We start from the raw sequence: 12,413 nt of genomic DNA, 5'->3' as shown, positions 1-12,413 counted from the left end.
ACGGGGAAGCGCCCCCGGCCGGTGAGCGCCATCGACGGGGAAGCGCCCACCCAGCGGTGAGCGCTTCCGCGTCCGCAGCGGTCACCCACGGGAGGCGGTGACCTGGTCGGCGGGCGCGCCGGTGCGCGTCCGCAGGGTGGCGGCGGCGACCACTGCCCCCACCAGGGCGATGGCGGCGGCCCCCACGAAGGCCGAGGAGAAGCCCTCGGTCAGCGCCGGCAGGTCACCGAGCCGCCCCGAGCCGTTGGCGGCGGCCACGGCGGTCATCGCGGCCAGCCCGAGCGCGGAGCCCACCTGGTAGCTGGTGTTGACGATCCCCGACGCCAGCCCGCCTTCCTCCGGACGGGCGGAGGAGATGGCGGTGCCGAGGGAGGGGATGAAGGCCAGCGACATGCCGAGCGCGGCCACCAGGCTGGCGGGCAGGACGTCGGCGGCGAAGCTGCCGTCGGGGCTGATCAGCGACAGCCAGGCCATCCCCGCCGTGAGCAGCAGCAGGCCGGCGACCGTGGTCGTCCTGGGGCCGAAGCGTTCGATGGCTCGCGGCGCCAGGACGATCATGCCGAGCATGATGAGCACGGTCATCGGGAGCAGGGCGGCGCCGCTGGGGAAGGCGCTGTAGCCGAGGACCTGCTGCAGGTAGAGGTTGAGGAAGAACCACATCGGGATCCACGCGCCGCCGAGCAGGAGCTGGGTGAGGTTGGCGGCGGCAAGGCCGGGGGTGCGGAAGATGGACAGCCGCATCAGCGGCTCCTGACGCCGGGCCTGGACGGCGACGAACGCGGCCAGCAGCGCCACGGCGACGGCCAGCGCGATCCACGTCTGGGCGGAGCCCCAGCCCGCCTCGGGTGCGCGGACGACGGCGTAGACGGCGGTGCCGAGGCCGAGGGTGACGGTCAGCGTGCCGAGGACGTCGATGGAGCCGCGCCCGGCCGGTGCGGCGGGCATCAGCGGGCCGGTGGCCAGCAGCGCGACGACCGCGATGGGGACGTTGATGTAGAAGACCCACGGCCAGCTCAGGTATTCGGTGATGACGCCGCCGAGGAAGACGCCGGCGGTGCCGCCCGCCGGCGCGGCGGCGCCGTACAGGGCCAGGGCCTTGGTCAGCTCCTTCGGGTCGTGCCCGAACAGCGTCATCAGCAGGGTGAGCGCGGACGGCGCGATCAGCGCGGCGCCCACGCCCTGCACGGCGCGGCCGGTCAGCTCGACCCACACCTCGGGTGCGATCCCGGCCAGGAGCGAACCGGCGAGCAGGACGATCCAGCCGGCGCCGAAGAGCCGGCGGGCGCCGAACAGGTCGGAAAGCCGGCCGCCCAGCAGCAGGAGGCCGCCGAAGGCGACGACGTAGGCGTTGAAGACCCAGGACAGGTTCTCCTGCGAGAAGCCGAGGTCCTGCTGGATGCGGGGCAGGGCCACGCCGGTGATCGACGTGTCCATGATCACGATGAACTGCGCCAGGGCGATCAGGGCCAGGGCGGCCCAGCGCCTCGGTGATGGTGCGGACATGAGAACTCCAAACTTCTTCTATTACCCCTAGGGGGTATGCTGGCGGGGCAAATAAATACCATAGGGGGGTATATGTCAAGGGGGCCTGCCGAGTGGCCGACTTGCACGTCAGACACCACAGATGGGAACGTGAGGCGTGGTAACGGCAGCCGATCAAGCAACCCGCAGGGACGTCGCCTGGGCGACCGCGAGGCGGTTCGCGCACGCGTCCGCCGAGCCCGCGCCGCCCGCGCGGACGCCGCTCAGCCGTGCGGCGGGCCTGACGCTCGCGGAGGACCTCGTCGCGCCGACGCCGCTGCCCGCCTTCGACACCTCCGCCATGGACGGGTACGCCGTGGCCGGCGACGGCCCGTGGACGCTCACCGGCAGTGCGCGCCCCGGCAGGCCATGGCCGGGCGAACGGCTGGAGAACGGGCACGCCGTGGAGATCTCCACGGGCGCCGTCGTCCCTGCCGGTGCGTGGGCGGTGCTCCCCATCGAGTCCGCCACCGCGGATGACAGGGCGGGTGGCAGGGCGGGTGGCAGGGCGGGTGGCAGGGCGGGTCGCAGGGCGGATGGCAGCGCGGGTGGCAGGGCGGGTGACGGCCGTGTGGCCGGGCCCGCTCTGGAGCGCGGCAAGCACATCCGGCGCGCTGGAGAAGACACGCCCGCCGGTGCGAGCCTGGCGCCCGCGGGCACCCCGGTCGGCCCCGCGCTGCTCGGCCTGGCCGCCTCATGCGGGTACGACGAGCTGCTGGTCCGCCGCGCGCCCGCCGTCCGGGCGATCGTCACCGGCGACGAGCTGGCCCATCACGGCCTGCCCGCGCCCGGCCGGGTGCGCGACGCGCTCGGCCCGCTGCTGCCGTCCCTGATCGCCGAGCTGGGCGGCCACCTCGCCGACCTCGTCCACGTGCCCGACCAGCCCGCCTCCGCGCTGGCCAAGGCGGTGGACGAGCCGGGCGCCGAGGTGGTGGTGGTCACCGGATCGACGTCGGTCGGCGTCACCGACGGGCTGCGCCGCCTGCTCGCCGAGCGCGACGCCCGGTGGATCGTCGACTCGGTGGCGAGCAGGCCGGGCCATCCCGCGCTGCTCGCCAGGCCGCGCGGCGGCCCGTACGTCGTCGGCCTGCCCGGCAACCCGTTCGCCGCGCTGACCGCCGCCCACACCCTGCTCGGGCCGCTCCTGGCGGGGCTGTCCTGCCGCCCGCTCGGCGTCCTGCCGCAGGCCCCGCTCATCTCCCGGGTGCGGGCGCCCGCCGGTCGCACCCGCATCGTGCCGGTCGTCTGGGACGGGGCCGGGGTGCGGGCTCTCGGCGGTGACCGGCCCGCGTTCCTGAACGGCGCGGCCCTGGGCGACGCGCTCGCGGCCGTCCCGCACGGTCACGAGCCAGGCGGGCCGGTGCCGCTGATGCTCCTGCGCAGGTAGAGCGGGAGGGCGGACCGGCAGCGCGCAGGTAGAGCAGGGAGCGGCCCGGCTGGGGCAGGTGGAGTGGGAGGGCGAGACCGGCTGGGCTTGGGGGAGGGGGAGGGCGAGACCGGCTGGGCTTGGGGGAGGGGGAGGGCGAGACCGGCTGGGCTTGGGGGAGCGTGGTCAGGCGTCGGTGTCGGCTTGGGCGTGTGACGCGAGGCGGCCGGCGAGTGCGAGGACGAGGTCGCGCAGCTCGTCCGGACGCTCGATCACGAACGGCCGGTCGAGCGAGGCGAGCACCCCGGGCAGCCAGTCGAGCCGTTCGACCCGCAACAGGACCCGCAACCAGCCTTCACCCTCGGGACCCGGCACCGCCTCGATCTGCGCCACACCGGCGGGCAGCCGGGCGCGGAGCTGCTCGACAGTGGCGCGGATCCGCAGGACCACCTCGTGCCGGTAGGACGCCGTGGCGAATCCCGTCAGGACCCGCTCCACGGGATCCGCCCCGGCGGGCACGGCGAAGGAGCCGGGCAGCGCCCTGGCGTCCGCGATCCGGTCGAGCCGGAACGTGCGGCTCTCACCCGCCCGCGCGTCCTCGCCGTGGACGTACCAGCGCCCCGAATGGCCGACGATCCCGTACGGGTGCAGCGTGCGGTCGCTGCCCCGGCCGTGGCGATCGGCGTACCGGAAGGAGACGGGGCGGCGGTGCCGTACCGCGTCGGCGAGCGTGAGCAGGACCTCGGCGTCGGGAGCGGCACGCGCCCCGAGCGGCCCAGTAAAAGGCCCGGTGGAAGACCCGGTGGAAGGCCCGGTGAAGGCCAGGGACTCCAGCAGCGCGTCGAGCCGGCGGGCGAGCCGGTCCGGCAGCACCCGCCGGATCTTGGCCGCCGCCGTCTCGCTCGCGGTGTCCCCGGCGCGCCGCCCCGCGACCAGGCCGAGCAGGACGGCGAGCGCCTCGTCGTCGTCGAGCATGAGCGGAGGCAGGCGGTACCCGCGCGCGAGGTGGTACCCGCCGTAACGGCCCCGCACCGACTCGACGGGCACGCCGAGGTCGATCAGGTGGCCGACGTACCGCCGGACGGTGCGGCCGTCGACGCCGAGCCGGTCGGCGAGCTCGGCCATGGTCCGGGTGCCGCCCGACTGCAGCAGCTCCAGGAGGGTGAGCACGCGGCCGGTGGGTCGGGACATGTGCACGAGCCTACGGCCGATTGTGGACCGATTCTGTCCACAATCGGCCGTAACGTGCGACGCGTCAGCACGACCGAAGGAGAACAACCATGGACTTCGTCTCGATCCGCGTCATCACCGGCGACGTCGCACGCCTCGTCGAGTTCTACGAGAAGGCCACCGGCGTCAGGGCGGCCTGGGCGACGGAGGACTTCGCCGAGATCAGGACGCCGGCCGCCACGCTGGCGATCGCCGGCACCCGCACCGTCCCGCTGCTCGCCACGGAACCCGCCGGCGGCCACCGCGTGATCGTCGAGTTCCTCGTGGACGACGTGGACCGCGTCTACGAGAGCCTGACCGGCCACCTCACGGACGTCGTCCAGGAGCCCGCCACGATGCCGTGGGGCAACCGTTCGCTGCTGTTCCGCGACCCGGACGGCAACCTCGTCAACTTCTTCACCCGAGGTGCCGCATGAGGAACCGCAGCGAGCTGTCCGTCTCGAACGCGGGCACCTCCCCGTGCTTGCCGGGGTTGGCGTGCAGCGTCTTGCCGGCCGTGGCCAGCGCGTCGAACAGCGCCAGCCCCTGCTCCCTGGGCACCAGGTCGTCGTCCCACTGCAGCAGGAACCGCACCGGAACGGTGATCCGCGCGGCGGCCTCGGCGAGGCCGTGCACGCCGAGCAGGCCCAGCACCGCCGCGCGGACCCGGGGCTCCGCCGCGACGAACGGGACGCCGAGCCCGCACCCCATCGACATGCCCCAGTAGCCCACCGGCCCCGCGCCGACGAAGTCCAGGTCCTGGACGGCGTCCAGCACCGCCCGCCACTCCGGGACGGACTGTTCGGACAGGAACTCGTGCATGGCGGCGAGCGGGCCACCGTTGTCGCCGCCCGCGACCATGCCGGCCCGCAGCCCGGCCAGGACGCGGCCGAACTCCTCGCCCTTCGGCCGCTCGCCATGGTGCGGCGCGTCGACCGCCACCACGGCGAACCCGCCTTCGGCGGCGAAGCGGCGGGCGTGGGCGACGATGTCCGGGGCCTGCTTGTGCCGGCCGCCGCCGTGCCCCATCAGGATCAGGGGACGCGGGCCTGCGGCGTCGTCCGGCGTCCACAGCACGCCGGGGATGTCGCCGAGGGTGAACAGACGTTCTGTGACGCCGTCGAGCGACGTCGTGGAGGTGAAGCGCACAGCGTTCAAGCCTTTCGGGATTGCCTGTTGCGGGCGCTCCCTAGGCCATGCGAGTGAGGGAGCCCCGACCTGTGACAGCGTTGATCGGTCTCACCTCCCCGGTTCGCGGTGTTGCACGGCGACGCAGACGGTATCACGACCGGCGCTCGATAGAGTGCGGGGCCGGGAGGCGAGGAGGCGCATGGAGGAGCGGGAGCTGACGGAGCCGTGGGAGGGCGTCCTGATCGACGCGGGCCCCGGCACCCGCACGGGCGTGCTCGTCCTGGCGGGGTCGAGCGGGCGCGTCGATCGCGAGCGGGCCCGTCTCCTCGCCGGGCAGGGGGTGACCGCGCTGGCGATCCGGTGGTTCGGCGGCCCGGGGCAGCCGCCGGGCATCTGCGAGGTCCCGCTGGAGACCTTCGTGTCCGCCGTCGATCTGCTCGAAGCCGCCGGCGTGCGGCGCATCTGCCTGCTGGGCGCCTCCAAGGGGGCGGAGGCCGCGCTGCTCACCGCCGTCCGAGACCCCCGGGTGGACGCCGTCGTCGCCATGTCGCCCACGTCGGTGGTCTGGGGCAACGTCGGCCCAGGACGGGACGGGCGGGAGCGTCCGTACCGGTCGTCCTGGACGTGGAAGGGGCAGCCGCTGCCCTTCGTCCCGTACGACGACTGGGCCGCCGCCGAGCCGACCGGCGGGCCTGTCGCGATTCGCGGCTGGTACGAGCGCAGCGAACGCACGTTCGCGGGCCTGATGGCCGATGCCGCGATCCCCGTAGAGGCGGCCAGGGCCGAGCTGCTGCTGGTGGCGGGAGGGGGCGACGCGATGTGGCCGTCCCTGCCGTTCGCCGAGCGGCTCGCCGCCCGCCGCCGCGCCGCCGGCCGCCAGGTCCGCCTGATCAGCGGTGGGGAGGCCGGGCATCGTCTCCGCCTGCCGGGGGAGGGGCCCGCTCCGGCCTCGCCGCGGTTCCGTCACGGCGGTGACGAGGCCGCGGACGCGAGGCTGGGCCAGGCCGCCTGGCCGCACATCCTCGGTCTGCTGCACCGGGATGCCGCCCCTAAGAGATGATCCCAGCGGTCGAGCTGTGAGGGGTGACGCCGGTGGAACCGGCGAGTCAGGACGTCCCGCAGCGGCCGGCGGGCCGGTACCGGTGGCTGAGCCTGCTCGGGCGCGGTGGCATGGGGCCCGTGTGGCGGGCCCACGACGACCAGCTCGACCGCGAGGAGGCCGCACCTTCATCGCCGGCTGACCGCCGCCAGGCAGCGCTCCACGGCGGCGCGCGGCGCCATGGCGTACGTGCCGTCCCCGAACAGCTCGAACGTCATCAGCCCGCGATACCCCCGCCGCTCCAGCGCCTCCAGGTACCCGGCCAGCGGCAGCTCGCCGTCGCCCCACGCCAGGTGCCCGGCGGGCCGGCCGTCGATGAGGTGCACGTGCCGGACGCGGTCGCCGAGGGCGTCGAAGTAGTCGTCCACGCTCTCCCCTGCCACGGCCATGGCCACGGTGTCGAGGACGGCGCCCAGGTTCGGCGCGCCGATCTCGCCGATCATCCCGGCCAGCGTCCGCGAGTCGTTGACCAGGTTGGACTCGACGCGTTGCAGCGCCTCCAGCACGCACGTCACGCCGAGCGCCGCCGCGTACGAGGTGATCTCGCCGATCGCGTCGGCGGAGCGGCGCCAGGCGGCTGCCACCGGCTCGTCCTCGAACCCGCGTCCCGGCGTGAGCAGCAGCAGCTCCGCCTCCAGCTCGGCGCAGAGCTCGGCGGCGCGCCGGAACATCGCGACGCTGCGCGCCCGCAGCGCCGTGTCGGGGGAGGCCAGGTTGACCGGGTACATCACCTGCTCGGGCGTGAGGCAGGCGACGCTCAGGCCGCGCGAGGCGGCGCGGCGGCGGACGGCGCGCGCGCCGGCGTCGCTCAGCTCGGGCACGTGGAGCTGCGGCGCGATGCCCCACAACTCCAGCCGCTCCCGGCCGAGCGCGGCCATGTCGTCGAGGAAGCGGCCGAACGGCAGGTGCTGGTAGGCGAAGTTCGATCCGGTGAAGCGGGCAAGCTCCATCATTTCCCAATCCCGTCCGCGAGGCCCTTGACGATGTAGCGCTGGCCGAGGAAGAACAGCAGCACCACCGGCAGGGCGGCGATCACCATCCCGGCGAACACCACCGGGTAGTCGGTGCCGTGCTTGCTCATCAGGCTCGTCAGCCCGACCGGCAGCGTCTGCACGCCGGAGCCGCTGGTGAAGATCATGGCGAAGAGGTACTCGTTCCAGGTGAACAGGATGTGCAGCAGCACCGTCGAGGTGAGGATCGGCTTGCACATCGGCAGGATGACCCGCCAGAACGCCGTCCACCGGCCCGCGCCGTCCATCTCGGCGGCCTCGTCCACCTCGCGCGGCAGGTCGATCATGTACGCGCGGATGAGGAACGTGGTGAACGGGATGCGGAAGGCGGTGTAGAGGACGAGCAGCGCCCAGAACGTGTTGTACAGGCCCATCGCCTGGAACAGCTTCACCAGCGGCACCAGCGCGACGGTCGGCGCGAGCATCAGCCCGCCCAGGATGGCCGCCGTGAGGGTCCTGTTCAGCGGGATGTCCACGCGCGTGAGCCCGTAGGCGGCCCACGCGCTGATGAACACGGTGGCGACGGTCGAGGTGAGCGTGACGAGCACGCTGGTGGTCAGGTAGTCGCTGACGCCGCGGTTCCACGCCTTGGCGTAGTTGCCGAAGCTCCAGTCGAGCGGCAGCGCGAACGGGTCGCCGAACAGCTCGGCGTTGGTCTTGAACCCGTTGAGCGTCATCCACAGCAGCGGGTAGAGCACGACCACGGCCAGGGCCAGCAGGAACGCCCACATGAACACGCGGGCGATCACCCCGAGGAAGCTCAGGCGCCTCACCACTCCACCCTTCTCCTGCGGGTGACCCAGAGCTGCGCCACCGCCACGCCGAGCGTGATCACGAACAGGACGGTCGCGATCGCGGCGGCGTACCCGAAGTTGTTGCGCACGAAGCCGCTGCGGTACAGCCAGGTGCCCAGCACCTGCGTCGAGTTGTCGGGGCCGCCCGCCGTCATCACCATGACCTCGTTGAACACCTGGAACGCGCCCGAGAGCGTGACGATCGCCATCAGCCCGGTCATCTCCCGCACCAGCGGCACCGTGATCCGGAAGAAGCGGCCCACCGCGCCGACGCCGTCGATGGCGGCGGCGCCGTAGATCTCGGCGGGGATGCGCTGGATCGCCACCGCGAACAGCAGCGTCGAGTAGCCGAAGCCCTGCCACTGGCTCATCGCGATGATCGACGACATGGCCGTGCTCTCCTGCCCCAGCCACGCCTGGGCGAGGTCGCCGAGCCCGGCGGCCCTGAGCGCGTGGTTGAGCGGGCCGAGGTTCGGCTCGTAGATGAAGTAGAACAGCAGGCCCGCGACGGTCAGCGAGATCGCCGACGGGATGAAGTAGATCGCCCGCAGCGCGCGTTGCCACCGCTCGCTCCGCACGCCCTCGATGAGCGCGGCGAGCAGGAGCGCGCCGAACACCTGGAAGACGATGGAGATCACCGCGTAGAGCACGTTGTTGCCCAGCGACGACCAGAAGACCGGGTCGTCGACCAGCTTGGCGTAGTTCTCCAGGCCGACGTACTCCTGGCTGCCGCTGTAGATGTCCCACTTCAACGTGCTGAACTGCAGGTTCTGCACGAGGGGGAGGTAGACGAACACTCCGACCAGCACGAGGGCGGGGACGACCCACGCGAGCCCGAGCGTCCTTCGCAGGGTGGCGCGCACGGCTACTTGGTCGACTCGGAGGCCTGGCGCACGCTTTCGAGCACCTGCTCGGCCGTCTTCCCGCCGCTGATCAGGGCCTCGCCGCCGGCCAGCCACGCGTCGGCCACCTCGGGGACGGTGACGGTGTCGAGCCAGATCGCCAGCTTGGGCGCCTTGTTGACGAGCTGCACGCCCTCGTGGACCGGCTTGCTGGAGGTCTCCTCGGTGACCGCGCCGACGACGGTGCTGGGCTGCCCGTACGGCGGCGCCGACAACGTCTTGGCGTTCTCCAGGCTGGTGGCGAACTTCATGAAGTCCACCGCGAGCGCGACCCTCGGCGACTTGGCGTTGATCAGGTAACCCTCCGGCGAGCCCTCCAGCACGGTGCCGTCGCCCGGCGCGTTCGCCGGGACGGGGAGCTGGAAGATGCCGAAGTCGTCCGGCTTGACCTTGTCCGACGTCGCGTTGTCGAACTCGAGGATCTCCTGGTAGTACATGGCGGCCTTGCCCCCCGAGAACGCCTCCTGGGCGGAGCTGTAGAGCACGCCGTTGGTGCCCTCGCGGGTGTCGGTGCACTGGTCGACCAGCGTCTTGAACTGAGTGAGCGCGGTGACGTAGCCGGGGTCGGCGAGCTTGGCGGTGGCCGGGTCGAAGTCGGCGCTCAGCGTGGCGTCCGGCACGTTGTAGGCGAAGAGCTGCTGCAGGTAGTGCAGGGCCGGCCAGCCGTCCTTGTTGCCGAACGCGATGGGTTCGTACCCGGCCTCGCGCAGCGGCCCGCAGGCGGCGATGAGTTCCTCGAACGTCTTGGGCACCGCGACGCCCGCCTTGTCGAAGGCGCTCTTGCTGTAGCCCATGAACTTGCCGTTGCCGTACAGCGGAATCCCGTAGTTCTTGCCGTCGCGGGCGAAGGCGGCCAGCGAGCCGGGGCTGAACGTCCTGCCCCACGCGGTGCCGGGGCCGATCACGGCGGTGAGGTCGGCGGCCCGGCCGCCGCGGATGTAGTTGTCGGCCCAGTTGCCCGTCCAGGTGAAGTAGATGTCGGGCAGCGCGTCGGAGGCGGTGAGCGTCTTGAGCTTGTCCTTGACGCTCTGGTCGGTCTCCTGGATGAGCTCGAACTTCACCTGCGGATGCTGCTTGGTGTAGGCGGCGGCGAGGTTCTCGAAGTAGGGGCCCGTGGGGTCGCCGGCGAACTTGGTGAGGATGCTCAGCGTGCCGGAGAACTCCGGTGTGGCGGCGGCGTCGGCCTTGGGCGCCTGGGTGGTGGTTCCGCCGCTTCCGCAGGCGGCCAGTGTGAGTGTCCCGAGGAGTGCCGCGAAGGTCGGCAGGGCGCGAGGGCGCATGGGCTTCCTTTCTCCACCGGTGCGTGGTGTTGGCCGACCCTACAGCTCGTCTGATACCGGTACCAGACCCGTTCACCAAGATCTTTCATTCGTTAACTCGGTGTGACCTAGATATCCGCAGGTAGATAGGCCAGGTGGTTGACGCCGAACGGTGCGCTGTGCCAACGTGACCGTCGCGTGATACCGGTATCAGGTCCCGATCAGGCGGGCGCCGGGTTCTGCGAAAGGATGCGACGATGCTCGGATTCGACGAGCCGGAATTTCTCTCCCAGGTGGCGAGCGCGGTGGCCCTGCGCCCTCAGATCGAGGAGCTGGTCGACCGGCTCGTGGACGAGGGCTTCGACACCCTGCTGCTGGTCGGCGCCGGCGGCACGTACGCGCAGATGTGGCCGTACGAGCACCTCGCCCGGCGCACCTCCGCGCTCGACGTGCGCGCCGTCATCGCCGCCGAGCTGATCGCCTCCGGTGACGCCCGGCTCGGCGAGCGCACGGTGGCGCTGTTCACCTCCGTCTCGGGCACCACCGACGACAGCGTGCGGGCCATCGAATACTGCAAGTCCAAGGGTGCGTACACGATCTCCTTCACCGGCCACCCCGGCTCGCCCGTGGCCGCGAAGGTGGACGCGGCGCTCGTCTCCCAGCCCAAGACCTGGCCGTTCGACTTCCAGCTCCTGCTGTTCATGGGCAGGCTGCTGGAGCGCCGCGGCGAGTTCGACGGCTACGGAAAGCTCGCCGGCGAGCTGGCCGGGATCCCCGGGATCCTCGTCGAGGTGGCCAGGCAGGCCGAGCCGGTGGCCGCCGCGTTCGCCGACGCCCACAAGGACAGCGACTACTACTTCCTCATCGGCGGCGGCAACCTCTGGGGCTTCACCTACCTCTACTCCATGTGCATCCTCGAAGAGATGCAGTGGCTGCGCACCACCCGCGTGCACAGCGCCGAGTTCTTCCACGGCTCGCTGGAGCTGCTGGAGGAGGACACCAGCGTCATCGTCTTCCAGGGCGAGGACGAGACGCGCGCCCTGACCGACCGCGCCGAGGCCTTCGCCAGGCGCGTCTCCAAGGACGTCACCGTCTTCGACACCCGCGACTATCCGCTCACCGGCATCAGCCCCGAGTTCCGCGGCCTGCTCGCGCCGCTCGTCCTCGACACCGTCATGAGCCGCGTCAGCAAGCACCTGGAGCGGGTCCGCGACCACTCCCTCGACCTGCGCCGCTACTACCGGGTCATGGACTACTGAACCGATGAGAGTGCTCGGCTTCGGCGACAACATCGTCGACCGGTTCGTCGACCGGGGCATCGACTACCCCGGCGGGAACAGCGTCAACGTCGCCGTCTACGCCCGCAGGCTCGGCGCCGAGTCCGCCTACCTCGGCGTCTTCGGCGACGACGGGCCCGGCGCGTTCCTGCGCGACGCGATCGCCGCCGAAGGCGTGGCCGTCGACCGGTGCGTCGTGCGCGCGGGCGAGAGCGGCGTCTCCCGCCTGCGCGTGGACGACGGCGAACGCGTCTTCCTCGGCTGGAACGGCGGCGGCGTCACCGTCCGTCAGCCGCTGGAGCTCGACGAGGACCTGCTCGGCTACGTGCGCGGCTTCGACCTGGTGCACTCCAGCGTCTACTCGCGCAGCGAGCCCGAGCTGCCCAAGCTGGCCGGGCTCGGCCCGCTGGTCAGCTACGACCTGTCCAGCGAGGAGGAGTACCGCGACCCGGCCTACCTCGACCGGATCTGCCCGCACGCCGACCTGGTGCTCCTGTCCTGCTCCCACCTCGACGAGGACGCCACCGCCGCCCTGCTCTCCGACGCCGTACGCCGGGGGGCCGGGCTCGCGCTCGGCACCCGCGGCGTGGCAGGCGCCCTCGCCTGCGACGGGAACGTCACCGTGTCCGCCCCGGCCTGGCTCGCCGAGGACATCGTGGACACCATGGGCTGCGGAGACGCCTTCCTCGCCGGCTTCGCCGTCTCGCTGCTGCGCGACGGCTGGGCCACCGGCCGCCCGGCGCCGCCCGCCGCCATCGAACGGGCCCTGCACCAGGGCGCCGAGGCCGCGCACGCCCAGTGCTACGTCGAAGGCGCCTTCGGGCACGGCCGTACCCGCGCGTAGT

12 protein-coding genes are annotated in these 12,413 nt (G+C 72.3%); 5 read left to right on the top strand and 7 right to left on the bottom strand.

The features are described from left to right. Nucleotides 1-81: 81 nt before the first annotated feature. On the bottom strand, nucleotides 82-1,503 hold the full coding sequence (locus tag FXF51_RS16790; RefSeq protein WP_148435391.1) for an MFS transporter: 1,422 nt from the start codon (nucleotides 1,501-1,503) through the stop codon (nucleotides 82-84). Between the two features lie 136 nt (nucleotides 1,504-1,639). Here FXF51_RS16790 and FXF51_RS16785 point away from each other — a divergent pair, with 136 nt between their 5' ends. Continuing rightward, nucleotides 1,640-2,908: a molybdopterin molybdotransferase MoeA gene (locus FXF51_RS16785; protein ID WP_148435390.1), complete on the top strand. Its 1,269-nt coding sequence runs from the start codon at nucleotides 1,640-1,642 to the stop codon at nucleotides 2,906-2,908. A 165-nt stretch (nucleotides 2,909-3,073) separates the two neighbouring features. Here FXF51_RS16785 and FXF51_RS16780 read toward each other — a convergent pair whose 3' ends face one another. Next, the gene (locus FXF51_RS16780) at nucleotides 3,074-4,078 is read right to left on the bottom strand and encodes a helix-turn-helix transcriptional regulator (protein WP_148435389.1); all 1,005 of its coding nucleotides are present in this window, start codon (nucleotides 4,076-4,078) and stop codon (nucleotides 3,074-3,076) included. 89 nt (nucleotides 4,079-4,167) lie between these two features. Between FXF51_RS16780 and FXF51_RS16775 the strand changes: the two genes are divergently transcribed. After that, entirely contained in the window at nucleotides 4,168-4,533 is a 366-nt protein-coding gene (locus tag FXF51_RS16775) for a VOC family protein (protein ID WP_148435388.1), read from the top strand. Here the strand turns inward: FXF51_RS16775 and FXF51_RS16770 are convergent. Next, nucleotides 4,514-5,245 carry a dienelactone hydrolase family protein gene (locus FXF51_RS16770; RefSeq protein ID WP_148435493.1) on the bottom strand — a complete coding sequence of 244 codons (732 nt, stop codon included), beginning with the start codon at nucleotides 5,243-5,245 and terminating at the stop codon, nucleotides 4,514-4,516. The genes FXF51_RS16775 and FXF51_RS16770 overlap by 20 nt on opposite strands. A 181-nt stretch (nucleotides 5,246-5,426) precedes the next feature. Between FXF51_RS16770 and FXF51_RS16765 the strand changes: the two genes are divergently transcribed. Beyond that, nucleotides 5,427-6,287 carry an acyl-CoA thioester hydrolase/BAAT C-terminal domain-containing protein gene (locus tag FXF51_RS16765; protein WP_148435387.1) on the top strand — a complete coding sequence of 287 codons (861 nt, stop codon included), beginning with the start codon at nucleotides 5,427-5,429 and terminating at the stop codon, nucleotides 6,285-6,287. Between the two features lie 167 nt (nucleotides 6,288-6,454). Here FXF51_RS16765 and FXF51_RS16760 read toward each other — a convergent pair whose 3' ends face one another. Genes FXF51_RS16760 through FXF51_RS16745 form a run of 4 tightly spaced genes read right to left on the bottom strand, consistent with a single transcriptional unit; the run spans nucleotide 6,455 to nucleotide 10,312 of the window. Beyond that, complete coding sequence (locus FXF51_RS16760) at nucleotides 6,455-7,279, bottom strand: sugar phosphate isomerase/epimerase family protein (protein WP_148435386.1); 825 nt, start codon at nucleotides 7,277-7,279, stop codon at nucleotides 6,455-6,457. Next, nucleotides 7,276-8,109 (bottom strand): carbohydrate ABC transporter permease, encoded by an 834-nt coding sequence (locus FXF51_RS16755; protein ID WP_262379574.1) that lies wholly within the window; start codon nucleotides 8,107-8,109, stop codon nucleotides 7,276-7,278. The genes FXF51_RS16760 and FXF51_RS16755 overlap by 4 nt, the downstream gene beginning before the upstream one ends. Continuing rightward, on the bottom strand, nucleotides 8,106-8,993 hold the full coding sequence (locus FXF51_RS16750; protein ID WP_148435384.1) for a carbohydrate ABC transporter permease: 888 nt from the start codon (nucleotides 8,991-8,993) through the stop codon (nucleotides 8,106-8,108). The genes FXF51_RS16755 and FXF51_RS16750 overlap by 4 nt, the downstream gene beginning before the upstream one ends. A gap of 2 nt (nucleotides 8,994-8,995) precedes the next feature. After that, nucleotides 8,996-10,312, bottom strand: a complete 1,317-nt coding sequence (locus tag FXF51_RS16745) for an ABC transporter substrate-binding protein (RefSeq protein ID WP_148435383.1) — start codon at nucleotides 10,310-10,312, stop codon at nucleotides 8,996-8,998. A gap of 236 nt (nucleotides 10,313-10,548) precedes the next feature. Between FXF51_RS16745 and FXF51_RS16740 the strand changes: the two genes are divergently transcribed. Then, nucleotides 10,549-11,550: an SIS domain-containing protein gene (locus tag FXF51_RS16740; protein ID WP_148435382.1), complete on the top strand. Its 1,002-nt coding sequence runs from the start codon at nucleotides 10,549-10,551 to the stop codon at nucleotides 11,548-11,550. 4 nt (nucleotides 11,551-11,554) lie between these two features. Then, entirely contained in the window at nucleotides 11,555-12,412 is an 858-nt protein-coding gene (locus FXF51_RS16735; RefSeq protein ID WP_148435381.1) for a PfkB family carbohydrate kinase, read from the top strand. The last annotated feature ends 1 nt before the right edge of the window (nucleotide 12,413 follow it).

The organism is Nonomuraea sp. PA05, from assembly GCF_008086045.1.
Classification (GTDB): Bacteria; Actinomycetota; Actinomycetes; order Streptosporangiales; family Streptosporangiaceae; genus Nonomuraea; species Nonomuraea monospora.
The sequence above is the reverse complement of the archived record's forward strand: the minus strand, read 5'-3'. Positions and strand labels throughout refer to the sequence as shown.